17 protein-coding genes and 4 pseudogenes are annotated in these 23508 nt (G+C 71.9%); 9 read left to right on the top strand and 12 right to left on the bottom strand.

Features of this window, described 5'->3' with window-relative positions:
• Positions 1 to 49: 49 nt before the first annotated feature.
• Positions 50 to 1233 (top strand): annotated as a pseudogene (locus E4N62_RS41215) (IS701 family transposase).
• A 183-nt stretch (positions 1234 to 1416) separates the two neighbouring features.
• On the opposite strand, the pseudogene E4N62_RS41210 reads toward E4N62_RS41215, so the two are convergent.
• From E4N62_RS41210 to E4N62_RS41195, 4 genes and pseudogenes are all read right to left on the bottom strand, one after another.
• Positions 1417 to 2392: pseudogene (locus tag E4N62_RS41210) on the bottom strand (IS5 family transposase).
• Positions 2393 to 2465: 73 nt separating this feature from the next.
• Positions 2466 to 3344, bottom strand: a pseudogene (locus E4N62_RS41205) (ABC transporter permease subunit); the annotation flags it as partial.
• Positions 3341 to 4831 (bottom strand): ABC transporter substrate-binding protein, encoded by a 1491-nt coding sequence (locus E4N62_RS41200; RefSeq protein ID WP_230223050.1) that lies wholly within the window; start codon positions 4829 to 4831, stop codon positions 3341 to 3343. The gene E4N62_RS41200 and the pseudogene E4N62_RS41205, both read right to left, overlap by 4 nt.
• A gap of 81 nt (positions 4832 to 4912) precedes the next feature.
• Complete coding sequence (locus E4N62_RS41195) at positions 4913 to 5521, bottom strand: GNAT family N-acetyltransferase (protein ID WP_230223048.1); 609 nt, start codon at positions 5519 to 5521, stop codon at positions 4913 to 4915.
• A gap of 168 nt (positions 5522 to 5689) precedes the next feature.
• Between E4N62_RS41195 and E4N62_RS41190 the strand changes: the two genes are divergently transcribed.
• From E4N62_RS41190 to E4N62_RS41175, 4 genes are all read left to right on the top strand, one after another.
• Complete coding sequence (locus E4N62_RS41190; RefSeq protein WP_230223045.1) at positions 5690 to 6712, top strand: Ppx/GppA family phosphatase; 1023 nt, start codon at positions 5690 to 5692, stop codon at positions 6710 to 6712.
• 100 nt (positions 6713 to 6812) lie between these two features.
• Positions 6813 to 7160: a hypothetical protein gene (locus tag E4N62_RS49015; protein WP_308186142.1), complete on the top strand. Its 348-nt coding sequence runs from the start codon at positions 6813 to 6815 to the stop codon at positions 7158 to 7160.
• A 120-nt stretch (positions 7161 to 7280) separates the two neighbouring features.
• Positions 7281 to 7730, top strand: a complete 450-nt coding sequence (locus tag E4N62_RS41180) for an STAS domain-containing protein (RefSeq protein WP_230223043.1) — start codon at positions 7281 to 7283, stop codon at positions 7728 to 7730.
• A 98-nt stretch (positions 7731 to 7828) separates the two neighbouring features.
• Positions 7829 to 8020: a hypothetical protein gene (locus E4N62_RS41175; protein WP_184902705.1), complete on the top strand. Its 192-nt coding sequence runs from the start codon at positions 7829 to 7831 to the stop codon at positions 8018 to 8020.
• Between the two features lie 261 nt (positions 8021 to 8281).
• On the opposite strand, the gene E4N62_RS41170 is transcribed toward E4N62_RS41175, so the two are convergent.
• Complete coding sequence (locus E4N62_RS41170) at positions 8282 to 8716, bottom strand: protease inhibitor (RefSeq protein WP_230223041.1); 435 nt, start codon at positions 8714 to 8716, stop codon at positions 8282 to 8284.
• A gap of 485 nt (positions 8717 to 9201) precedes the next feature.
• On the opposite strand from E4N62_RS41170, the pseudogene E4N62_RS41165 reads away from it, so the two are divergent.
• A pseudogene (locus E4N62_RS41165) lies at positions 9202 to 10363 on the top strand (lactate 2-monooxygenase).
• A gap of 200 nt (positions 10364 to 10563) precedes the next feature.
• Here E4N62_RS41165 and E4N62_RS41160 read toward each other — a convergent pair.
• From E4N62_RS41160 to E4N62_RS41145, 4 genes are all read right to left on the bottom strand, one after another.
• On the bottom strand, positions 10564 to 12345 hold the full coding sequence (locus E4N62_RS41160; protein WP_230223039.1) for an RICIN domain-containing protein: 1782 nt from the start codon (positions 12343 to 12345) through the stop codon (positions 10564 to 10566).
• Between the two features lie 625 nt (positions 12346 to 12970).
• A complete protein-coding gene (locus tag E4N62_RS41155) occupies positions 12971 to 13348 on the bottom strand; it encodes a toxin Doc (RefSeq protein ID WP_184902697.1) in 378 nt (125 codons plus the stop codon).
• A 3-nt stretch (positions 13349 to 13351) separates the two neighbouring features.
• Positions 13352 to 13597 carry a hypothetical protein gene (locus E4N62_RS41150; protein WP_230223036.1) on the bottom strand — a complete coding sequence of 82 codons (246 nt, stop codon included), beginning with the start codon at positions 13595 to 13597 and terminating at the stop codon, positions 13352 to 13354.
• A gap of 88 nt (positions 13598 to 13685) precedes the next feature.
• Positions 13686 to 15929, bottom strand: a complete 2244-nt coding sequence (locus E4N62_RS41145; protein ID WP_230223034.1) for a glycoside hydrolase family 9 protein — start codon at positions 15927 to 15929, stop codon at positions 13686 to 13688.
• A gap of 770 nt (positions 15930 to 16699) precedes the next feature.
• On the opposite strand from E4N62_RS41145, the gene E4N62_RS41140 reads away from it, so the two are divergent.
• Together E4N62_RS41140 and E4N62_RS41135 are read left to right on the top strand one after the other, a co-directional pair.
• Positions 16700 to 19114 carry a SpoIIE family protein phosphatase gene (locus E4N62_RS41140; RefSeq protein WP_268270404.1) on the top strand — a complete coding sequence of 805 codons (2415 nt, stop codon included), beginning with the start codon at positions 16700 to 16702 and terminating at the stop codon, positions 19112 to 19114.
• A gap of 158 nt (positions 19115 to 19272) precedes the next feature.
• Complete coding sequence (locus tag E4N62_RS41135) at positions 19273 to 20532, top strand: SLC13 family permease (RefSeq protein ID WP_230223032.1); 1260 nt, start codon at positions 19273 to 19275, stop codon at positions 20530 to 20532.
• A gap of 62 nt (positions 20533 to 20594) precedes the next feature.
• Here E4N62_RS41135 and E4N62_RS41130 read toward each other — a convergent pair whose 3' ends face one another.
• Complete coding sequence (locus E4N62_RS41130; protein ID WP_230223030.1) at positions 20595 to 21554, bottom strand: helix-turn-helix domain-containing protein; 960 nt, start codon at positions 21552 to 21554, stop codon at positions 20595 to 20597.
• 64 nt (positions 21555 to 21618) lie between these two features.
• On the opposite strand from E4N62_RS41130, the gene E4N62_RS41125 reads away from it, so the two are divergent.
• The gene (locus E4N62_RS41125) at positions 21619 to 22413 is read left to right on the top strand and encodes a phytanoyl-CoA dioxygenase family protein (protein WP_230223028.1); all 795 of its coding nucleotides are present in this window, start codon (positions 21619 to 21621) and stop codon (positions 22411 to 22413) included.
• A 15-nt stretch (positions 22414 to 22428) separates the two neighbouring features.
• Here E4N62_RS41125 and E4N62_RS41120 read toward each other — a convergent pair whose 3' ends face one another.
• On the bottom strand, positions 22429 to 22623 hold the full coding sequence (locus E4N62_RS41120; RefSeq protein WP_374117206.1) for a response regulator transcription factor: 195 nt from the start codon (positions 22621 to 22623) through the stop codon (positions 22429 to 22431).
• A 268-nt stretch (positions 22624 to 22891) separates the two neighbouring features.
• Positions 22892 to 23497: a flavoprotein gene (locus E4N62_RS41115; protein WP_230223026.1), complete on the bottom strand. Its 606-nt coding sequence runs from the start codon at positions 23495 to 23497 to the stop codon at positions 22892 to 22894.
• Between the last annotated feature and the right edge of the window lie 11 nt (positions 23498 to 23508).

Below are 23508 nucleotides of genomic sequence, written 5' to 3'. Positions count from 1 at the left end.
GCAACGGTCTTTGCCGTGACTGCTGGCCAGCTCTGTCGTTGGTGTGGTCATGGGTGGGGACCTTGCTGATGTCAGGTTGTGGGCGGGTGAACTGGGTGCTCTGCATGAGCGGTTCGTGCACCGGTTCAACCGGGAGGAGCCGCGTCAGTCGGCGCTGGCTTACATGCGTGGGCTGGTTGCGCCGCTGCAGCGCAAGAACGGCTGGACGCTGGCGGAGGAGGCAGGACACGCGGGTCCCGATCGCATCCACCGGCTGCTGAACCGGATTGAGTGGGACGCCGACGAGGTCCTGAACGACGTACGCGACTACGTGGTGGAACACCTCGGAGACAGCGATGCCGTCCTGATCGTCGACGACACCGGCTTTCTGAAGAAGGGCGTCCGTTCGGCCGGGGTGCAAAGGCAGTACTCCGGCACCGCTACCGCACGGAGAACTGCCAGATCGGCGTGTTCCTCGCCTACGCCACCGGCCGCGGACGCACGTTGATCGACCGCCGTCTGTATCTGCCCACGTCCTGGACGGACGACCGGGAACGCTGCCGCCGGGCGGGCATCGACGACCACGTCGCCTTCGCCACGAAGGTGGCCATGGCCAAGGCGATGGTCCGCCGGGCCATCGCCGACAAGATCCCGTTCGCCTGGGTCACGGCGGACGCCGCCTACGGCTACAGCAAGGGCTGGCGGTTCGAGCTCGAGCAAGCGGACGTCTTCCACGTCATGGCCACCACCCGGCACGACACCGTCGTCACCCGCTGGTCCATCGACCACCCCGTCCACGACCTGTTCCCCGGCCTGCCCCGGCAGAAATGGAAACGCCGTTCCTGCGGCGAGGGAGCACATGGCCGACGGATCTACGACTGGGCCCGCGTCGAAGTGAGGCCCTGGCACCGCGAGGACCCAGTGCCGGCGGTCCTCGCCCGCCGCAGCGTGAGCAGGCCCGAGGAGATCTCCTACTACATCGCCTACTGTCCCGCCGACACGACGCTGGACGAGCTGATCCGCATCGCGGGCAGCCGCTGGGCGGTCGAGGAATGCTTCCAGACCGCCAAGCAGGAATGCGGCCTGGACGACTACCAGGTCCGCCGCTACCCCGGCTGGCACCGCCACATGACTCTGGCCATGGCCGCCCACGCCTGCCTGACCGTCCTGCGGGCCCGACAGCTGGACACGGACAAAGCAGAAACGGATCCTCCCAGCTCATCCACCTCAGCCTCGCCGAAATCCGACGCCTGATAACCCGCCTCACCAACCGCCGACCAGCACCGGTCGACCACATCCTGCACTGGTCCCACTGGCGCCGCCGACGCCAGCACCAAGCCCGCATCAGCCACTACAAACGACGCGGACACAGCCCCTGAACTGCCCAGTACTCAGAACAAGCACCGTTGCAGTACTAGGGTCTGTATGGAGTTGTGATCAAGGCTGTGATCCGAGGTGTCGGATCCAGAGGAGGCCGGCGCATAATTCGAGTCCGGCCTGGTAGCTTTCAGGCTTTTTGTCGTAGCGGACGGCGAGGCCACGCCAGTCCTTGATCTTGTTGATGGTGCGTTCGACGCTGTTGCGGAGCTTGTACAACTGCTTGTCCCAGGTGACGGGCCGTCCGCCGCGTGAGCCACGGTTCTTGCGGTGGGCGGCCTGATCCTTCTTCTCGGGGATGACCGCTTTGATCCCGCGTTTGCGCAGGTGGGAACGGTTCTGGCGGGACGAGTACGCCTTATCGCCCGCGACTGCGTCCGGCCGGGTGCGGGGCCGGCCGACCGGGCCGGGGACGTGGATCTTGTTCAGGACGGGGATGAACTGCGGACTGTCCCCGGCTTGCCCCGCAGTGATCTTCAGTGAGAGGGGCAGGCACTGCGGCACACACAGGACAGGTGCGTCTTCGTGGTCAGTCCGCCGCGGGAACGCCCCAGGTCAGCAGCGGCGAGCCGGGCCCTGCGGCGACGCCTCACACGTCGTCGTTCTTCCCGCTCCGGGTCCAGCTGCCCGTCTTGTTCCTGGCCGGCGCCCCTTTTTCCGCGGCGGCCTTCTCCAGCACGTCCAGGATCTCGGGCTCCACGATCATCCCGGCAGCATCATGATGGGCCCGGACCGTGGTCGAGTCCACGCTGACCAGCGACAAGTCCACCAGGCCCCGCTTCGCCGCCTCGGCGATCGCACCCTGGAACACCGCGGTGAACACCCCGGCATCCCGCCACTGCCGAAACCGGCCGTAAACGGTGGACCAGCGCCCGAACCGTTCGGGCAACTCCCGCCATTTCGCCCCGTTCCTGAACCGCCACACGATGCCCTCGAAGTGCGCCCGCAGATTCTCCGGGTACGGCCCATACTCACCGACCGGCAGGAACGGGGAGACGAACTCCCACTCGGCATCCGAAAGTTGAGGTCGAGACACCCCACCGTTTTACCCCAGGGCCCCCGGCTTTCCCAGGCCGGGGGCTCACGAGATCACAACTCCATACAGGCCCTAGGGCACCGGCCGCGGCGGCGAGCAGGACGAGGGCGAGAGTGCCCGCCTGGAGGACGGGGAGGTCCTGGGCGAGGGCGGCCTGGAGGGTGGTGCGGCCGAGGCCGGGTATGTCGAAGACCTGCTCGACGGTGACGGCCCCGCCGGTGAGGCCGACCACGAACAGGCCGAGGTTGGGCAGCAGTCCGGGCAGACAGCGGCGTACGGCGTGGCGGGCGGTGGCCCGCCCCGGTACGCCTCGTGCGGCGGCGGCGAGCGCCCAGGGTTCGGCGAAGGCGCCGGGCAGCAGGTCGTCGAGCAGCCGGCCGAGCAGCGCGCCGGCGGGCAGGCCGAGGGCGAGGGCGGGCAGCACCGTCCACCGCGGCCCGTGCCAGCCGAGCGCGGGCAGCCAGCCGAGGTGCACCCCGACGACGACGGCGAGCACGGAGGCGGTGAGGAACTCGGGCAGCGCGGCGAGCAGCGCGGCGCCGCTGCCGCCGCCCCGGCGGTCGTCGAGGCGGCGGTGCGCGCCGAGCCACAGGGTGCGGGCGCAGACCGCTGCGGCGGTGGCCGCCGCGACGACGAGCGCGGCGGCCATCAGCAGCAGGGAGACGCCGAGGGCCTGGAGGACGGAGGGGGTGACCTCGGCGCCGGAGATCCACGACTGGCCCGCGTCGCCCCGGGCCAGTCCGCCGAACCACTCCTCCAGGAGTCGCAAGGGGCCGGCGTCGAGGCCGAGTTCGTCGCGTACGGCCGCCAGGACCTCCGGCGTCGGGTCGCGTTCGGCGGAGCGTGCCTTGAGGACGGTGAGCGCCGGGTCGGTGCGCGACAGCCAGGGCAGCAGGCCGATGCCGCACAGCAGTCCCACGGCGAGCAGGGTCCGCCAGAGTGCCCGTGTCAGCGCCGGGTCCCCGTTCCGACCAGTGTGCGCTCGTACGGGTCGAGGATCACGCCCCGGACCGATGCGCCGACGCCGGTGATGATCCGCTGGTGGACGAGCGGGACGGTGGAGTCGGTGCCGAGGATCTCGGACTCGGCGTTCATCGCCGCCCGCTGCCGCTGCGCGGTGTCCGACTCCTTCTCGGCGGCGGCGACGGCCCGGTCGACCTTCTTGTCGCAGAGCAACGCGAGGTTGTAACTGCCGTCGCAGGTGAAGTCGCTGGCGAGGATGGAGACGGGGTCGCCGGTGTCGAGCAGGGAGTTGCGGGCGCCGACGAAGGCGTCGAACTTGCCGGCGAGGGCGTCGCTCTCCAGCCGCGAGTACTCGCGGACCTCCAGTTTCACCTCGAACCCGGCTTCCCTGAGCTGCTGTTGCAGCACCTGGGCGACCTCGGGCAGTTCGGGCCGGTTGTCGTACGTGGCGAGGGTGACGGAGGTGCCGTCGGGGTCGCCGGCCTTCGCGCGGCCTGCCGGTTCGACGCGCTGGGCGGCGGCCCAGGTCACGGCGGGGCCGAAGATGCCGACTCCGGCGTCGGCGTGGCCCTCGTACACGTCGTCGGCGAGGAGGGAGCCGTCGACGGCCTCACGGGCGGCGGCCCGCAGCTTCGGGTCCTTGAAGGCGCCGGACTCGGTGTTGAGCAGGAGGCTGGTGGTGCGGGTGGTGGCCGTCTCGCGGCGGGTGCCCTTGTCGAGGGTGGCGGCCTGCGACACGGGGACGGCCTCGGCGATGTCGACCTGGTCGGTGCGCAGCGCGTTGGTGCGGGCGGAGCCGTCGGCGATGAACCTGGCGTCGATGCCGGTGGCCTGGGCGCGGCCGCCCCAGTAGGCGTCGAAGCGGTCCAGGGTGGCGGCGGTGGTGCCGGTGACCTTGGTGATCTCGAAGGGGCCGGTGGCCGTGCCGACCGGGTTCACGCGAGTGTCGCGGTAGGCCTTGGCGGACAGGATCGCGAGGCCGGGGCTGGTGAGCCGCAACGGCAGTGCGGGGTCCGGGTCCTCGGTGGTGACGCGCACGCGGCGGTCGCCGTCGGCCTTCGCGGTGACTGCGGTGCCGGAGAGCGCGGCGGTCACGGGCTCGGCCTCGGTGGCGCGGGTGAGGGCGGCGGCGACGGTGGCCGGAGTGACCTCGGTGCCGTCCTGGAAGGTGGCCTCACGCAAGGTGAAAAGCCAGTTCCGGTCGTTCTCGCGGGTCCAGGACTCGGCGAGCGCGGGGGCCGCGACGCCGTTGGCGTCCAGCTTGGTGAGGCCTTCGGTGACGCCGAGGCGGCTGAGGAGGGTGGCGTCGGCGCCGTAGGGCGAGAAGTTCTCGGCGGGCGGGAAGGCGAGGGCCACGCGCAGTCGTGCGCCGTCACCGGACGCGTCGTCCGCGCTCCCCCCGTCCGAGGCGAAGCAGCCGGTCAGCAGGGGGGCGAGGAGCAGGCCGGCGGCGGCGCGGCGGCGGGGAGAGCGCATGGTCCTTGGTTCTCTGTGGGGGCGGGCGACGGGGCGCGGAGCGACGGGATGAGCGCGACGCAGATTACATGACAATGATTTTCATCTGACGGGCAGGGGGCCGACCGTCACGGGCATGGGCCCGGGCACGGAGACGGGCGCGGGACCTCTCGCTGGCACCGACACCGGCACCGGCACCTCGAAGTGCACCACCCGCTCCCCGGTCGTCTCACGCTCGTCGCACACGGCCGCACCCTGCGTGCGCCAGAAGTCCTCGGCGCCGGGCACCCCGGGGTCGGTGTGCAGGTAGACGGAGCGGTAACCGCCGTCGGCGGCCGCGAAGTCCAGCAGCGCGGAGACCAGCCGCCGGGCCAGCCCACGGCGCCGGTGCTCGGCGCGGACGTACACCCGGCGCAGTTGGGCGGTCTCCCCGGACGGGTAACGCTCGGCCAGCCAACGGGGGTTGGGCGGATGGGCGGGCCCTCGGGAGTCCAGCGCGCCCGTGGCGACGACCGCGCCGTCCCGCTCGTCGACCGCCACCAGGAGCACATGCCGGTCGGGGGCGACGTACGCCGCCCGCAGATCGATGATGTCGCCGTGCCAGCGCGGCACATAGCCCGTGCCGAAGTCCCGGTAGACGGTGTCGAGCATCACCGCCCGCGCGCCGTCGAGTTCTTCGGACCCCGCCACCCTGATGTCATAGTCATGCACCTGCACATCATATGCAATAAGCCGGATCATTCCGATCAGGGGTTCGGGTCGCCACCCTTCGGACGGGGTGGCGCCCTGCGGCGCGCGGGCGGCCTGGATGCGACGGTGTGCCACCGGCCGCCGTACGGGACAGGCGTGTTGAGGCGGCCACCGGGTAGTCCGGAGGTCATGCGGATGAGCGTGGTGGATGTGGGATCGAACACCGTACGGCTCGTGGTGGCGGACGCCGAGGGGGGTGTGCCGCTGCCGGTGCACACCGCCAAGTGGCGCCTGCGGCTGTCCGAGCAGGTTCCGCCCGGGGGTGATGTGCCCGACGAGGCCGTGCAGCGGCTCTGCCGGGCGGTCGCGGCCGCGGCGCGGACCGCGGAGAGATGGGGGGCGGCGACGCCGCTGGCGTTCGCGACCGCCGTGGTGCGGTCCGCGCCGAACTGCCGGGAGGTGCTGCGCACGGTGCGCGCGGAGACCGGCGTGCCGATCTGCACCCTGCCCGGCGAGGTGGAGGCCGAACTCACCTTCCTCGGGGCACGGCGGTGGATGGGCTGGCGGTCGGGGCCGCTGACCCTGCTGGACATCGGGGGCGGCTCGCTGGAGGTGGCCTTCGGGCGGGGACGGCTGCCGGACTTCGTGGCCTCGCTGCCGCTGGGGGCGAACCGGCTGACGCACGAGTTCTTCCACGGGCAGGACCCGCCGTCGATGGAGAGCATCAAGGCCCTGCGCCGCAAGGTCCGTCATCAACTCCGGGACGTCTCGGCCCGTATCCGTTGGGAGGGACCGCGCACCGCCGTGGCCACCTCGCGCACCTTCCAGCAGCTCTCCCGGCTGTGCGGATCCGCGCCGGGCCGCCATGGCCCCTTCGTGGAACGAGAGTTGCGGTGTGCGGACCTCGGCGAAGCCATCACCCGGCTCGCCGCCCTGCCCGCGGCCCAGCGATCCGCCCTGCCGGGCATCTCCGCGCCCCGGGCGACACAGAGCCTCGCCGGGGCACTGGTCGGGCACACCACGATGAAGCTCGCCGGCCTGAGGAGCGTGACGATCTGCCCCTGGGCGATCCGCGAGGGCGTTCTGCTGCGGCACATCGAGGACGGCCCGGCGTGGTGGTCGGAGGTGACTCGGGACGTCGAAGCCACCGGGTCGGCCGGTGCGAGCACGCCGGGCGCGGTGCCCCTGCGCATCGCGGCCCCGGCCCACTGACCGCACCCGGCCGACCCGGCCGGCCTGGCCAACCCGGCCTCATCTCGGCTCACCCGCCTCGCTCCACCTCAGCCCCTCGCCGCGCCGAAAGGAGCCCTCCATGAACCACCACGACGAGCAGAACCCGGACCACACGCGTGACCAGCACGGCAAGCACAGCAAGCACAGCAAGCACAGCAAGCACAGCAAGCACGGTAAGCACAGCGAGCACGACCGGCGCGGCGGGAGGAACGAGCCCGACACCGCACTCGACGAGGTCCTGCGCGAGGCGGAGCGGGCCGAGACGGACGTCACCGGCTCCGAGCGGCGCCGCCACGACGGGGAGGAGGGCGACGCGATCACACCCAACGAGCGGGCCCAGGAGGAATCCTCCCAGCACGACCAGTACGCCCCACGGGAGCACCGGGGGCGCTATCGACAGCCCCCGACTGAATGTCAATACCGCTGACGGCAATTCACCTTTTCGAGTGTCGTAGATCTTGCGCCGGGCGCGAAAGGGATGGCGCGCTCCGCTCCGGGGTAGCTAACCGGATCCGATGCGCCCTACCCCTGACAAGGTGGAGCCGCCATGACGCCGGAGGCCCATGATCGTGCCGCCCCTCACCCCGAGGACACGGCCCCCGAGTCCGGAGCCGGGGCCGCGCCCGGGGCCGTGGCGGACAACCCCTACGCCCGCACCCGACGGATCGGCCCCTTCGCCGTCATCGAGGTCTCGGGCGAGATCGACCTGGCGTCGGCGGGGTCCCTCGCCGAGCACGTGATGGCCGCCGTGACCGGGGCAGCCCCGCCGGACGTGCTCGTCGACCTGCGCCACGTCTCCTTCTTCGACTGCTCGGGGCTGCGCGTGCTGTGCCGGGCGGAAGCCACGGCCAGGTCGCGCGGCGGGCGACTGCGCCTTGTCTCCGACCAGCCCCGGATACGCCAACTGCTGCGCGGCGCAGGCCTGTTGGGCCGCTTCCCGCCGTTACCGGACATCCCGTCCGCTCCCCCGCCTCCGCGACGGCCAAGTCTCAACTAGCGGTTCAATGAAACGATTGAAGGACCTGCGGCGGGCACACACCGTTCCGGCGGACACCGGCGCGGAATCCGAGCGACACAGAAGTGGAGACGCGCGAAGTGAAGTTCCTTCTCGAAGTCGACCTGGACAGCACGGCCTGGGACGAGGGCACCACCGTGCAGGAGTTGGAGCGCATCCTGCGCTACTGGGGCGGCAACCTCCGGCACTGCGAGATCGGCCCCGGGGACGGACAGCCCCTGTACGACTCCGGCCACCAGGAGGTCGGCCGCTGGACCGTCACCGCCGAGTGACGGTCGGCCCCCGGGCATGATGCCGGGGGCCGGCCCGCGGCCCCACTCCGCTTCGGCCGGCCCCCGAACGGGGATCGCGTGACACTCCGTGACAGGGCTCGCGCTCCCCAGCCACGGGCCCTCGCTCATCACTCACGGGGCCACACAACCCCGGTCTCTCGGCCGCCGTCGGCGACCGTGTCCTACGGGACGTTCACGTCGTACGGGAGGTACAGGTCGTACGAGGTACGGGTCGTACGAGAGCTACAGGCCGTACGGGGTTCAGAAGGAGTAGAGAACGCTCGCGGCGGAGTCCTTCAGACACTCGTTGGCGAAGGTGCGCTCGTACGCGACGCGCTTGCCCTGCCAGACGCCGTGCACGGTGACGGTCACCGGGTCGTACTGCTTGGTGCACATCGCCCCGGTGTTGGCGCTCAGGGCGTCGAAGTCACCGCCGCTGTAGCGGAGTTCGGCGCAGGCGTCGACGGGCGCCGGATGGGTGCCGCCGGGCTTCGGCGCGCAGCTCAGGGTGACCGCGCGTTCGGGGGTGACGGCGGCCGAGGCCTCGCCATGGCCCACGGTCAGCACCAGGGCCGACGGGGCGTAGAGACTCTTCGCCACGGGCGCGGGGTCCGCGAGCGCGGGCCCCGCGAAGGGACCGCAGACAGCGGCGGCCGTCAGGGTGAGAGTCGCTGCCAGGCGCGCGGTCTTCGGCATGGTGTGCATCCTTCCGCTCTGCAGGAATGCCCGGACGGCCCCGCCACATCGGTCGCGTGTACGAAGCCGGCCCGGACGGTGCCGGTTCGGCGAGCGCGAGTCTGCCGGGTCCCCGGCCGGAACACACATCGACCCCACAGGTTTCGGTAACTTTGAGTGTTGAATCAGTGGCTCGAAGTCACAGAATTCGAACATGCAAACCCCGATTCTGAGCGGTTCTCGATCGTCCCGTGATCATGAATGGCCGGATCTCCACGGCTCGGCAATCGGCCTGAAACATTCCGCTTCGGCTCACGACAACCGCCCGAACGGCCCCGACCCGGGCCGTTACCGTCGCCCTGGCCCCGCCCCCTGAGCACCGGTCCCCGGGCCCGACCCGGGCCGGGCGACCATCAAGCGTGCGGAACGGTGGACGGCGCGTGTTCGGGTCGTCAGGATCGTCGGCGACATGGGGCGTTCTCGACGGTGATGGGCAGGGCCGACGCATGGCGAAGCACTGGGCGGACTTTCAGTACGAGATCTACCTGGACGGAATGGGCGGGACCGTGCCCCGGCTGCCCACCGACCTGACCCGGCTGGAGGAGCTGGCCGCACACCGGCTCGGGGCCGGCCCCGTCGGCTATGTGGCGGGCAGCGCGGGCAACGGCAGCACGGCCCGCGCCAACCGGGAGGCACTGGAGCGGCACCGCATCGTCCCCCGGCTGCTGCGGGACGTGGGCGAACGCGATCTGTCCGTGGAGGTGTTGGGCCGTGCGCTGCCGGCGCCGGTGGCACTCTCCCCGGTGGGCGTGCTGTCGATCGTGCACCCGGAGGCGGAGCCGGCGGCTGCGCGGGCCGCCGCCGCGCAGGGCGTGCCGTACATCCTGTCCTCGGCGTCCAGCACGCCCCTGGAGCAGGTCGCGGAAGCCATGGGGGACGCGGAGCGCTGGTTCCAGCTGTACTGGGCGAAGGACCGTGAGGTCACTCGAAGCTTCCTGGAGCGGGCGAAGGCCGCCGGGTACTCCGTGCTCGTCGTCACCCTCGACACGCCGTTGCTCGGCTGGCGGCCCCGCGATCTGGACCGGGCGTATCTGCCCTTCCTGCACGGCGTCGGCACCGCCAACTACTTCACCGACCCGGCGTTCCGGGCGGGGCTCGCCAAGCCGGTCCACGAGGATCCGAACGCGGCCGTGCTGCACTTCGCGGGCATGTTCGGCGATCCCGGCAAGACATGGCCCGACCTGGCGTTCCTGCGTGAACACTGGGACGGGCCGATCGTGTTGAAGGGTGTGCTCCACCCGGACGACGCGCGGCTCGCCGCGGACGCGGGGATGGACGGGGTGATCGTGTCCAACCATGGGGGCGGCAGGTGGCGGGTGTCGGGGCCGCGGACGCGCTACCGGGGTGGTCCGGGCCGTGGGTGAGCGGATGACCGTGCTCTTCGACAGTGGGGTGCGTACGGGTGATGACGTCTTCAAGGCGTTGGCGCTGGGGGCTGCCGCCGTGTTGGTGGGGCGGCCGTATGTGTACGGGTTGGCACTCGACGGGCAGGTGGGGGTGGAGCATGTCATTCGGTGTCTGCTCGCCGAGTTCGATCTGACGTTGGCGTTGGCCGGGCATCGAGGGCCGGGGTCTGTGGGGCGCGACAGCCTCGTCGGGGGTGCCTGACGGCTTTCTCGCCCCCGCCGCCCCTACCCGTCCCTCCCCACCAAGGGGCTGCGCGACCCCACGCGTCCGTCCGGTGGGGCTTCTCGCGCAGTTCCCCGCGTCCCTTGAGGGCCTACGGCCACTCAGGGGCGAAATGCACGGGGCGCAGCCCCCGCTTTTCAGGGGCGCGGGGAACTGCGCGAGAAGCCCCCAGCCCCTTCCTACAGGCCGAGGCCGGTCAGAAGCGCCGGTACGTCCGCGGACGTCAACGGCGCCAGAGGCGCCCCCGGCTCCGAACCGTCCGCGTTCCCGTCGTCGCCCACCGACATGATCGAACCGCCCTGCTCCGCCTCGGCCTCCGGCGGCGCGTACGGCGACGGTGTGTCGGACTTCTTCGATTCCGGGACCGGGGAGGCGGCCGTGTCCGGTTCCTCGGAGACCGGCTCGGTCTCGGGCGTGGGCGCCTCGGAGCCGGAGACCGAGAGGGACTCGGGGCTGGCGGTCACCCCGTCGGTGAGCCAGCGCTGCGTGGTGGAGCCGTCCCGGACCTTGACGACGATGTCCGCCTTGGGCTCGGTGGCGATGGGGGCCATGGCGAGCCCCTCGCCCCAGCGGGGCAGCAACTCGCCCTGGACACTGAAGTCGTAGCGCACGTCGTCGGCCCGCCCGGTGTCCTCGTCCGCACAGTTGCCGAGGACGACGACACCGGCGTCCACCTGCGAGTCCAGGCAGAGTTCGGGGTTGGCGACACTGCGCAGCAGCCCGTCCTCCTCGTAGGACCACTTCTGGGTCCAGCCCGAGTCACACACCGCGAGTTCGGTCGAGGCACCCTTGACCGCCTTGCCGCCCTGGATGTCGAGGCACAGGTCGGCGGCCTGGTTGCGCAGCCGGGTCTGCTGGGGGGCCGTGGGCTGTCCGGCCGCAGACGGCGGGGTCGGCGAAGCGCCGCCCCTGGTGGCCTCGTCGCCGGTGTCCGGCGCGGTGGCGACGCCCCCGGTGGCGCTGGTCGAGGCGGTGGGGTCCGCGCCGCTGCCGTCGTCCGAGAGGAACGCGGCACCCAGGACAGCCGCGAGCAGGGCGCCGGAGGAGACGCCGACGGTGATCAGGGCCCGGGGGTTGCGCGCTCCGGAGGTGAGGCGGCGGCGTTGCGCGGGGATCTGGGAGAGCAGTCGGTGGCGTCCGCCGCTCCCCGGACGTCTCGACGCGCCCTTCTGCGGCATCCGGCCGGGCCGGGAGTCGAGGTAGCGCCGGGCGCCCCAGCCGAGTACGGCTTCGGCGATGACCCCGCCGAGTCCGCCCTCGAAATGGCTGAGTTGTTCGGCCGCGTAACGGCAGTAGCGGCACTCCAGCAGATGCTGCTGAACGTCCGGCAGCAGAGCGCCACCGCGGCGAATGGGCACGTCCAGCAGCCGGTTGTAGAAGCGGCAATCCTTGGACGGCGCGAGTTCCCGGTGAGCGCGGACACAGCCCTCACGGAATTTGTCGCGGGCCTGCTCCAGGGTGGCCACCGCGCTGTCGGTGTCCAGCCCCAGCAGACCAGTGGGTATGGTTATCGTTTCGGCTTCTACCTCGGTGTGCCACAGCAGGCACTGGGCGACCGCCGGGAGGGCCTGGAATGAGCGCTCGATGAGCTTGCGGCTTTCCGGCGTCATGGACTTCGCGGCCCGCATACCGCGCCCGCCGGCGGGCTTGCGCAGATCCGACAGCACGCCGGAGACGCCCCCTTCCGCGGACCATTCCTTGACGGTGTCGCGGGCCGCCACCAACAGCCGCGGCCGCAGGGCCACACCCGACTCGCCCCGCATCAGCCCGTCGAGCACCCGGTGGAAGGCGGTCGCGGCGACCATCGAGGCGACCTGCGACGGGGTGGCGAGACAGATCGCAGCGTAGTCGTGGGTCGACTGCCAGTGCCGTGCCATCAACAGGGCGACGGGATCGCCGGTGCCGCCCTCCGGCCATCCCCTCAGCCGGGCGGCGAGGGTCTCGTCGGACTCTCCGGGCACCGGGCCGGGCGCGGGCGGAAAAGTGGGGCGGGGAGGGTGGGGGTGTGCACAGAGCGGGTTCCTTCCAAGGCAGAAGATGGCACACGGAGTTGTGACCGCCGAAAAGGGCCCTGGATTGGTGCGTACCTTTTTGGCGGGCGCTGGGAGAGCGGCCGGAAACGAGCCACACTACAGCCGTCTCCCTTGAGCCTTTTGGGCCCTTGGGCTACCGGGAAAGTCAAGTGGCCTTTCCGGCCGGGCCATTGCCCTGCGCAGGAAGGTCACCCTTGCACAAGTTACTCGTGGCTAACAAGGCACTCGTGCAACATCCGCATCACTAAAAGCAGGTCAGATGACCGGTACCGATGCTTCCGCTTCGCAGAACGAACCCTTCCGCTTCCAATTCACTCAAGGATTCAAGCACCCCGTGTGAACCGTACGCACACCCCGGTGATCCGCGCACGCTCCCGGCGCGCCGCTGGTTCGTTGTTCACTTGACCCGGCCACCTCGGAAGGCCCCGCGCGGAACGGCGGCTCTCCCGCGCGAAACGGCCGCCGACCTTGATCCTCCCGCCCTCGGTCGGCGGCCCCGGGGGGAAAGCGGCGCGCATCCCTCCCGCACCGGCTCGACGAGGCCTTCGCCCGCTCAGATCTGCCAGGACCGCAGCCGGTCCGCCGCCCCGTAGACATCGGTCTTCCCGGAGATCAGGTCACGCGCGAGATCCACCAGGGCCCCGTAGGGCGGGTCGATGCCGACGCCGCTGACGAACATGTAGGCCAAGGCCGTCGCACAGGCGAAACGGGCGTTGGCGGCGGGCAGGGGCTTGAGCACGGCGAGGGTGTGCAGCAGCGCGGCGGCCCGCCAGGCCGGGTCGGAGTCCACACCGAGGCGCGGCGGGTCGACGCGGTGCCGGGCCACGGCGGCGACGAGCGCCGAGAAGTCGTTGACGGTGGGCTGCTCGGGCATGACCTCTTCGTGTCGCTGGAGCAGCCAGGGCACGTCGATGTGGATGACGGGGGCCATCGGTCAGCCGGCCCGTCCCTTCGCCCCGGCGGCGGGTTCGTCGTCCGGGAAGGCGGCGGCGAACTCGGCGGCGTGCGCGGTGAAGAACTCCCGGAAGGCCTCCGCGCCCTCCTTCAGTGCCCGGTGCCGCACGATGTCGGCCGCGGCCGCCTCGCGCACGAGCGCCTTCATCGACGTACCGCGTTCCTTGGCCATCTGCCGCAGGTCCTCTAGCTCGCGGTCGCTGAACTCCACATTCAGAGCTGGCATGCGCCCACGGTACCGCGCGGGTACTTACCCGTAAATAACCGCAGCTCACGGGCGCTTCCGCGCGGTACCGAAGGGTGGTGCGAGGGGATCAGACCTGGTCCGCGACGAACGACGCCATACGGGCCAGCGCAGCGTTCCAGTTGATCGTGTGTTCGTTGGTGGACCAGGACTGGATGTCGTCGATGTAGCAGAACTGGCCGACGCAACCCTGGAGTTTGCTCTGCGCGAAGGGGTCCTGGATGCCCGAGTTCGGGCCGCCCGCGAGGGTGCCGGCCGGCGGATTGGGCTGGTCCGGATCGAGCTGGTGGGCGTACCAGCGGCTGTGCTGGTTGCGGGCGTCGACCTCGCCGTAACCGGTGATGTAGGAGATGTTGAGGGCGTTGCGGCCGAAGAGGTAGTCCATGCTCTGGAGCGCGCCCTCACGGTACTTGGACGCACCGCTGATGTCGTAGGCCGTGGCGACGACGACCGCGTTGTTGAGGATCTGGTGGTTGGAGCCCCAGTCGTAGAGGTTGTTCTCCGGCGCGTACGGCATGCCGTACGGGTGGGCCTTCAGCGTGGCCAGGTAGCGGTCGGCGGCCTTGAGAACGGACTGGCGGACCTTGTCACGGCCCGGCAGCCTGTTCGGCACGGTCGCGAGGTCGAGGCGGCCCGCGGCGGCCGTGCGGGCCCAGTCGAAGCCGATGGGTCCGAAGATGTCGGCGGTGTGCACGGGTGAGGCGAGGACGTGGTCCCGGAACGCCTTCTCACCGGTGGTGAGGTACAACTGGGCGGCCGCCCAGTAGAACTCGTCGGTGACGTTGTTGTCGGCGTAGGTGCCCCCGCCGATGCCGTCGCTCTCGGAGGCGTACACGGCCGGGTGCTCCAGGGCCGCCGTCCACGCCGTGCGGGCCGCCCTCAGCGCCCTGGCCGCGAACGCGGGGTCGTAGGGGCGGTACAGGCGGGCCGCCTGTGCGGCGGTGGCCGCCAGGTTCAGGGTCGCGGCGGTGCTCGGCGGATGCAGTTCGCGCTTCTGCGGGTCGTCGGCGGGCATCAGCGGCAGACCGGTCCACTGCTCGTCGTGGATCTTGTGGTGGGCCATGCCCGCGAGGGGCTTGCCCTTCGGCACCTGCATCTTGAGCAGGAAGTCCAGCTCCCAGCGGACCTCGTCCAGCAGGTCGGGCACCTTGTTGCCGCTCTCCGGGATGTCCAGCGAGCCGTCGCCGAGCTTGCCGGCCTTACCCGTACGGGCGTGCAGCGCGCGTTCGTAGGTGCTCAGCACCTCCCAGGTGGAGATGCCGCCATTGACGACGTACTTGCCGTGGTCGCCGGCGTCGTACCAGCCGCCGGTGACGTCGAGCCGGTAGTCGCAGACACCCGGCTGGCAGGGCACGTCGCCGTCGCCCTGGTTGGGCGCCACGTCGACGTGGCCGGCGGCGCGGCCGTAGCCGGGGCGCAGGTCGTCGCGGATCGGGGTGCCGCTGCGCTGGGTGTAGTAGTACTTCAACGAGTCCAGGCGCAGGCGTTCGTAGGCGGCCGGGTCGATGTCGAACGGGCGGCTGGTCTCGCCGTCGACGACCAGGGTGAAGCCGGTGCCGCGCTTGCGGTACGCGCCGAAGTCGATCGAGTGGACGCGCTGCCCGGAGGAGGCGTCGAGGCCGCGCGGGGTGCTCTGCCCGTGGGCGACCACGGCGCCCGAGGCGTTCTTCAGCTGCCAGGGCAGCTTCGCGGCGGCGTCGGTCACCAGGGTGGCGTTCTTCGGTCCGGCGGGCAGATAGGCGACCTGGTTGACCCGCACCCGGGGCCCGGTGTCGGGCTCGTACACCTCCGGCGGCACCCCGCCGAGCAGCGACACGTCGTCCATGCAGAAGGTGAACGGGTCCGCGTTGCCGCCGACCTGGAAGCCCACCTGGCCCTGTGTGGTGTCGACGGGCGAGGTGAAGGTGTACGAGTAGCGGTCGCCCGAGACGTTCAGCTGCGGGCTGACCTCGAAGTAGGTGTCGTAGGGGGCCGCCGACAGGCCGACGATGGCCCGCAGGACGTTGCCCTGGGGCGTGCCGGAGGCGGAGAAGCTGAAGCGGTACGACTCGCCCTTGACCAGGGTGATGTCGTTCTGGCCGACGGCGGCGTCCCAGCGGTTGGTGGTGCCGCCGGGGATCTCGGCGCAGAGGCGGCCGTCGGTGAGGCCGGCGGTGACGTTGGCGGTCGTCCACCAGGGGGCGGTGGTGGTGTCGAAGGTGCCGTTCTTGACCTGTTCGACCTCGTCGGCCTGGGCGGGGCCGCCGGGCAGCGCGGTGAGCGCCGCCGCGAGGAGGGTCGTCAGGGCGAGCAGGGTGGTTCTGCGTCGTTTCACGTCTGGGCTCCTCGGGGGAGGTGGGGGCGCAGTCGGTGAGGGATGGCACGGGCACGGGTAAGAGCGTGGGAGCGCTCCCAGATGCGGACATCGGCCATGCTGTTAGAGACATGACAGCCCGTCAACGGTCCGGACAGGACTGGTTTTCCGTCCGGACCGAAGCGGCGGCTCCGCACGTGGGGGCCGCGCACCGGGGTGAACGTGATCGCCGTGGGGCGTCGGAGACGGCGACCCGCGGCGATCGTGACCCTCCACGGGACGTACCGCCCGCCGTCCCACACCTCGACCCCGACGCCGGCGGGCAGGGCGGGCCCGACGTCGACGGAACGCGGCGGACCAGCCGGCGGCGGGAGCGCCGTCCGGCACGGCGGCGGGCAGGGTGCCGGGGCGGCCGGAGCAACCGGCGTCGGCGTGCGGGTGGATGACAGCGGCCGGGCGGTCGGGCTCGAACGCGGCAGCCGGGATCGTCGACCTGCCGCGCCACGGGGTGGCCCGCACGTCACCTTCCCGTGCGCGGGAACGTTCCGGGGGAGCCGGTGGAGCGCAAGGCCCCACAAGCCATCACGGGCGATCGCGACCGAGCAAATCGTGACCGAACAAAATCTGGACGGCCCGCCCCCAGGGACGTCCAGAGCCCCTCGCGCCACTGAGCGAACACGGGTTCAGCAAATCGCGCGGAGGTACGGTTTCCCGTCCGCTTTCCCGGCGGAGCGCATAGGCTGGAATTCGCCCGTAAGCCCGTTCGGTCCGGCGGAATGGAACACGCGACGATGAGGAGCCGCAAGGTTACGCACGGTGACACCCCTGCGTATGCCCTGGACGGTGCCGCCACCGCGCGGGCGGCCATGGACGGCGACGGCACGATCGTCGAGTGGAACGAAGGCGCCAGGCGTCTGCTGGGCTGGCACGCGACGGAGATCGTGGGCCGTCCCGCAGAAGAGCTGCTGGCCCCCGGGGGCTCCTTCATGCCGCCCCCGCCGGGCAGCCGCAGCTGGAACGGCACGCTCGCGCTGCGTCACCGCGACGGGCGCACGGTGACGGCGTGGCTGCTCGCCCACCACCGGGGCCTGCGGAGTGCCGACGCCAACGGCAGCTGGCTGGTTCTCTGTCCGCTGGACGATCCCGGTCCGCTCGTGCGGGACGATCCACTCGCGGCGGCCGTCATGTTCCAGTCGCCGTGCGCCATGGCCGTCTTCGACGACCGCCTCCGACTGCGCGGCATCAACGAGGTGATGGCGGACGCCGTGGGGATGCCCGAGGACAACCTCCGGGGTCTGCACATGTCCGAGATCCTCGGCGGCCGCCAGGGCGAGAAGCTGGAGCAGCACCTGCGCGAGGTGCTGGCCCTGGGCCGCCGCAAGGACGTGCAGACCTTCCTCCGGGCGGCCGACGAGGACCGGGCCCACGCCTGGTCGGCGGCGATCGCCCCGCTGGCCGACGAGTCGGGGGTGCCGATCGGGGTCTGTGTCACCGGGCACGACATCACCGAGCAGTACCTGGCGCGGCAGCGGCTGCAGCTGGTCAACGAGGCGAGCATCCGCATCGGCACCACCCTCGACGTGCGGCGGACCGCCCAGGAGCTGGCCGACGTGTGCGTCCCCGTCCTCGCCGACTTCGTCAGCGTCGACCTCATGCAGTCCCTCGACCACGGCGACGAACCCCACGAGGGCCCGCTGTCCGCGCCCTTCACGCTGCGCCGCGCCGCCCACCAGTCGGTGACCCCCGGCTGCCCCGAGGCGGTGGTCGAGGTGGGCCACACCGATGTGTACCCGGCCACCTCCCCGCAGGCGGCGTCCCTGTCCGTCGGGCACACCATCGTGGCGACGGACCCCGCCAACACCCTCTCGGACTGGCTCGCCTGGGACCCGGTGCGCAGCCAGCGGGTCAAGGAGCTGGGCGTCCACACCACGATGTCGGTGCCGATCCGGGCCCGCGGCACCACCCTCGGCGTGGCCGTCCTGACCCGCTTCAAGCGGCTCGACCCGTTCACCCCCGACGACGAGCTGCTGGCGGAGGAGGTGACGGCCCGCGCCGCCGTCTGCATCGACAACGCCCGCCGGTACTCCCGCGAACGCGAGACCGCCCTCGCCCTCCAGCGCAGCCTCCTCCCCCAGACCCTCCCGCGCATGCCCGCCCTGGAGGCCGCCTCCCGCTACCTCCCGGCGGCGCAGGCCGGGGTCGGCGGAGACTGGTTCGACGTCATCCCGCTGTCCGGGATGCGGGTGGCCATGGTCGTCGGCGACGTCGTCGGCCACGGCGTCCAGGCCTCCGCCACCATGGGCCGCCTGCGGACCGCCGTACGCACCCTGGCCGATGTCGACCTCGCCCCCGACGAGCTGCTCACCCACCTCGACGACCTCGTCGTAAGACTGTCCGCCGAGGCCGGCAGCGAGGGAGTCACCGGTGAGGTGGGCGCCACCTGTCTGTACGCCGTCTACGACCCGGTGACCCGGCGCTGCACCTTCGCCCGTGCCGGGCACCCGCCGCCGGTGGTGCTGGACCCGGACGGACGGCCCATGGAGGTCGAAGTGCCGTCGGGACAGCCCCTGGGCCTCGGCGGACTGCCCTTCGAGTCCGCCGAACTCGAACTGCCCGAGGGCACGGTCATCGCCCTCTACACCGACGGCCTGATCGAGACCCGGGACCGGGACATCGACGCCGGTCAGGAGCTGCTGGCGGAGGCGTTGTCCGGCCGCAAGGGCTCGCTGGACGACATCTGCCAGGACGTCGTGCAGTCCCTGCTCCCCGCGAACGGCGCCCCCGACGACGTGGCGCTGCTGCTGGCCCGCACCAGGGGGCTCCGGGCGGAGCGGGTGGCGACCTGGTCGATACCCGCCGACCCCGCGTTCGTCGCCCGGACCCGTCAGTACGTGCTGACGCAGATGGCGCTGTGGGGCATCAGCGAGTCGGCGTTCACGGCGGAGCTGGTGGTGAGCGAGCTGGTGACCAACGCCATCCGGCACGGCGCCCCGCCCATCCAGCTGCGCCTGATCCACGACGACACCACCCTCATCTGCGAGGTGTCGGACGGCAGTGGCACCGCCCCGCATCTGCGCCGGGCCAAGACCTTCGACGAGGGGGGACGCGGTCTGCTGCTGGTGGCCCAGCTGACGCAGCGCTGGGGCAGCCGGCACACCGAGGACGGCAAGACGATCTGGGCGGACCTGGCCCTGTCGGAGGAGTGAGCACGGCCTCGGCGAGGTGAGCCCGGATCTCACCTCACGGTCACACGTGTGTTCGTCGAGTGTCGCCGGGCAGCTGTAGGGTGCACCAGTCTCCGCGCCGTCGAGCGCCCTGGCTCTCTCTCCCCCCCCCCGCCGAAGAACGCCCCGAAAGCCCTGCCGTGAACACCGCCCTCGCCGAGGTCCTGTCCGTACTCCTGCTCGTCGTCGTCCTCGGCTGCGCGGTCGCCCGCCCCTTCGGGCTGCCGGAGGCGGTGGTCGCCGTACCGGCCGCCGGGATCGCCGTGGCCGCCGGTGCCGTCTCCCTGGACCACGCCCGCGCCGAGGCCGAGCTGCTGGGCCCGGTGCTCGGGTTCCTGGCCGCCGTGCTCGTGCTGGCCAAGCTCTGCGACGACGAGGGGCTCTTCCAGGCCTGCGGGGCGTGGATGGCGCGCGCGTCGGCGGGCCGGCCCCGTCGGCTGCTGGGGTCGACGTTCGCGCTGGCCTCCGGCATCACGGCGGTGCTCAGCCTGGACGCGACGGTCGTGCTGCTGACCCCGGTGGTGTTCGCGACCGTGGCCCGGCTGGGCGCCCGCCCCAAACCTCATCTGTACGCCACCGCGCACCTGTCGAACACGGCCTCGCTGCTGCTGCCCGTGTCCAACCTCACCAACCTGCTGGCGTTCACCGCCAGCGGGCTGACCTTCACCCGGTTCGCGCTGCTGATGGCGGCGCCGTGGGCGGTGGCCGTGGCCGCCGAGTACCTGGTGTTCCGGCGGTTCTTCGCGGCCGATCTGGACGCGGCGGCACCCGCGCCCGAGGAGGCCGTCGAGGCGCCCGAGCTGCCGATGTTCGCGCTGGTCACGGTCGTGTGCACGCTCGCCGGGTTCGTGTTGACGTCCGTGCTCGGGATCGAGCCGGTGTGGGCGGCGCTGGCCGGGGCCCTGGTGCTCTCGGTCCGTGCGCTGGTCCGCCGGACCACGTCGCCGGTCGCGCTCTTCCACTCCCTGTCCCTGCCCTTCCTCGCCTTCGTGCTGGCGCTCGGGGTCGTGGTGCGCGCGGTGGTCGACAACGGGCTCGCCGACGCGCTGGGCCGGGTGATGCCGTCCGACACCGGTCTGCTCGCCCTGCTCGGCGTCGCCGCCCTGGCCGCCGTCCTCTCCAACGTCATCAACAACCTGCCCGCGGTCCTGGCGCTGGTCCCGCTGGCCGCCCCGCTGGGCACGGGCGCCGTCCTCGCCGTGCTGCTGGGGGTCAACATCGGCCCGAACCTGACGTACGCCGGTTCCCTGGCCACCCTGCTGTGGCGGCGCATCGCCCACCAGCACGACCACGGCGTGGACCTCGGCGAGTTCACCCGCCTCGGCCTCCTCACCGTCCCGGCGGCCCTGGTGTCGTCGGTGGTGGCGCTGTGGCTGTCACTGCTGGCCTTCGGCGGCTGAGGCGGCCCACCGTCCAGCCGCCGTCGGCGGCGCGACCGGTGTGACGGCCGGGGCGGGACCGTTCAGTCGCGGTCCCGGAGCCCCTGCCGGTACTCCCCCGGCGGCACCCCGTAGCGCTGGCGGAACACCCGGCTGAAGTGGAACGGGCTGCCGAACCCGGAGGCGGCTGCGACCCGTTCCACGGGGAGCTCGGTGGCCTCCAGGAGACGGGCGGCGTGCAGCAGGCGGGCCCGGCTGAGGGCCCGCATCGGGGAGTGGCCGAGCTGCTCGGTGAACAGGTGCGCGAAGCGGGACGGGGAGAGGGAGACCCGCTCGGCGAGGGAGCGGACGGTGTGCGGGGCGCCGGGGTCGGCGGCGATCAGGTCCTGCGCCCGCCTGATCCTCGGATCCACCCCCGACCGGCGCGGCTCGGCCCTGGCGGCGGTGAGCAGCACCACCTCCTCCAGTGAGCACAGGGCGAGTTCACGGGCCGCCGTGCCGTGCGCGACGGCGACCTCGTCACGGGGTGCGAGGGCCCCGGGCGTCGACAAGGTGCCGCCTCCCCGCGACGGCTCGGCGTCGGTGCGCGGGGCGGGCGGGGAGCCCTCGCCGGTCCAGCGGGCGTCCGCGAGCATGCGGCAAAAGGCCGCGTCGACCCGTTCGCGGATGCCGTCGGGGGCCGAGGGCACGGCGTACACACGGTCGGCGGTCTCGTACGGGCGCAGCCAGGCGGTCCAGGACGGGCGCGCCTGGCAGTGCACCCACCAGAACGCCCAGTGCCCGGCACCGGGCCGGACCGTGTAGTGCTGCGGCATCCCCGGGCCGAGGACCACGAGGTCGCCCGGGCCGGCCGGGACCCGCGTGCCGCCCTGCCGCAGCAGTCCTCCGCCGCCCGTGGTCCAGGTGAACAGCCAGCTGTCCGCGCCGCGCGCCCGGTGCATGGCGTAGGGCGGCCGCTGGTCGAAGCGTCCGATGATCACCTGGCCCGGCGACGGATTGACGGGCGCAGCAGTCTTGGGCAGGTCGTCAGCACGCACAGGCATCCTCCGGAAGAGCGCTCGTGCCTAGCTTGGAGTACACGGACGACGCCGAGAAGGGGTGCCACGGATGACAGTCACGGACAACACGGAGTTCGAGGAGAACGGCTATGTGGTGGTGCGAGGGCTGTTCTCGCCGACCGAGATCGAGCAGCTGTGCGACCGGTTCGCGGCGCTGCAGGCCGGCGGCCCCGTCCCGGGTCACTTCCAACCGCGCCCGGTCCCGGCGGACGGGCCGGCGGACCCCCTGCATGTCTACCCCCGGGTGATGCATCCGCACCGCATCGACGACATGTCGCTGCGGGTTCTCCTCGACACCCGGCTGCGGGAGATCCTGGAGGGGCTGCTCGGCGAGGAGGTGCTGGCCGCGCAGAGCATGTTCTACTTCAAGCCGCCGGGGGCCCGGGGGCAGGCGCTGCACCAGGACAACTTCTATCTGCGGGTCGAACCGGGGACCTGTGTGGCCGCGTGGATCGCCTGCGACGTGATCGACCGGGACAACGGTGGTCTGGAGGTGGTGCCGGGGACGCACCGCATGGATCTGTTCTGTCCGGAGGTGGCGGACGCGGAGGTGTCCTTCGCCCGCGAGTACGTCGCGCCGCCGCCCGGTCTGACCCCCGTGCCCGTCGACATGTCCCCGGGTGACGTCCTCTTCTTCAACGGCAGCCTGGTCCACGGCTCCCAGCCCAACCACACCGCCGATCGCTTCCGCCGTTCCTTCATCGGCCACTACGTGGGCCGCTCCGCCGAACGCATCGGCCGCTACTACGAGACGCTGACGATGAGCGGCGCCCCCGTGGCCCTCGCGGAGAGCGAGGGAGCGGGCCCGTGCGGCACGGAGTTCGAACCGGTGGGAGCCCACTGACCGGGGCCGGGGGTCTCAGCACAGTCTGAGCAGTCCGCGCCCGACCGCCTCGGAGACCGTGCTCGCCCCGTTCTCGGTGCCGAGCTTGCGGTGGACGCGGACCGGATGGGTCTTGACGGTGGCCTCGGTGAGGAAGGGACGGGCAGCGATGGAGCGGTTGCTGTGGCCGAGCGCGAGCGGCCGTACGACCTCGATCTCCCGGTCGCTCACGGCGGGCCCCGGGTCGGCCAGACGCCCGACGGCCTCCGGGGGCGGGGCCAGTCCCGTGCTGCCGGACGCGGCGGCAGCGCGGCTGCCGGGTGGTCTCGGGGCCGTCGACGTCTGCCGGCTGCTGCGTGCCCGTACCGTCGTGCCGGTGCACTACGCAGGGTGGAGTCACTTCCGGGTAGCCCGCGTGGCGGCCGAGCGGACGTCGGCCGGGGCCCCGTCGAGGTGCGGGACGTGTTCCGGTGGCTGCCGATGGGGGCGGCGACGGAGCTCAGCGTGTGAGGGCCGCTCCCTCGTCGTCCGCCTCCAGCAAATCCAGTGCACGTTCCCACAGGAACTCGGCGCGTCCGCCGTCCTCCCCCTCGGCCTCACCGGCGTACGGGGCGCCGAACCTGACGCCCATGCCGCGCAGGCGTTCCACACTCGCGCGGTACGCGGGGTGGGCGGCGAGGGCGTCGGCGACGCAGGGCAGCACGGCGATCGGGACGCCCAGGCCGCAGGCCTCGCACAGGGTGCCGACCGCGAGGGTGTCGGCCAGTCCGGCGGCCCACTTGTTGACGGTGTTGAAGGTGGCGGGCGCGACCACCACGGCGTCCGGCGGCGGGAAGGGGCGCGCGTCGCCCGGTCGCCGCCAGGCGGAACGGATCGGGCGCCCGGTCTGTGCCTCGACGGCGGCCGGGTCGAAGAAACCGCCCATGGCGACGGGCGTCGCGATGACCCCGACCTCCCAGTCGCGCTCCTGGGCGGCGGTGACGAGCTTGCTGACCCCGGCGGCGACGCCGGCCGCGCAGACGACGACGTAGAGGAAGGGCCTGTCGCCCCGGCCGGGCCCGCCTCGTCCCGACCGGTCTCCGGCGGTGTTCGCAGTCGCAGTCACCTGTCGACCCT

Origin of the sequence: Streptomyces sp. MNU76, assembly GCF_020982545.1 — a bacterium.
Lineage (GTDB): Bacteria > Actinomycetota > Actinomycetes > Streptomycetales > Streptomycetaceae > Streptomyces.
This window is presented reverse-complemented; position numbering and strand designations above follow the sequence as displayed.

What these genes read in the sequence shown, in the direction of transcription:
- E4N62_RS41155 (WP_184902697.1), bottom strand. Translation starts at nt 13,348, where the DNA reads ATGGCCCCCGTCATCCACATCGACGTGCCCTGGCTGCTCCAGCGACAC.
- E4N62_RS41200 (WP_230223050.1), bottom strand. Translation starts at nt 4,831, where the DNA reads ATGCGCTCTCCCCGCCGCCGCGCCGCCGCCGGCCTGCTCCTCGCCCCC.
- E4N62_RS41125 (WP_230223028.1), top strand. Translation starts at nt 21,619, where the DNA reads ATGACAGTCACGGACAACACGGAGTTCGAGGAGAACGGCTATGTGGTG.
- E4N62_RS41140 (WP_268270404.1), top strand. Translation starts at nt 16,700, where the DNA reads ATGAGGAGCCGCAAGGTTACGCACGGTGACACCCCTGCGTATGCCCTG.
- E4N62_RS41180 (WP_230223043.1), top strand. Translation starts at nt 7,281, where the DNA reads ATGACGCCGGAGGCCCATGATCGTGCCGCCCCTCACCCCGAGGACACG.
- E4N62_RS41170 (WP_230223041.1), bottom strand. Translation starts at nt 8,716, where the DNA reads ATGCCGAAGACCGCGCGCCTGGCAGCGACTCTCACCCTGACGGCCGCC.
- E4N62_RS41150 (WP_230223036.1), bottom strand. Translation starts at nt 13,597, where the DNA reads ATGCCAGCTCTGAATGTGGAGTTCAGCGACCGCGAGCTAGAGGACCTG.
- E4N62_RS41190 (WP_230223045.1), top strand. Translation starts at nt 5,690, where the DNA reads ATGCGGATGAGCGTGGTGGATGTGGGATCGAACACCGTACGGCTCGTG.
- E4N62_RS41130 (WP_230223030.1), bottom strand. Translation starts at nt 21,554, where the DNA reads ATGCCTGTGCGTGCTGACGACCTGCCCAAGACTGCTGCGCCCGTCAAT.
- E4N62_RS49015 (WP_308186142.1), top strand. Translation starts at nt 6,813, where the DNA reads ATGAACCACCACGACGAGCAGAACCCGGACCACACGCGTGACCAGCAC.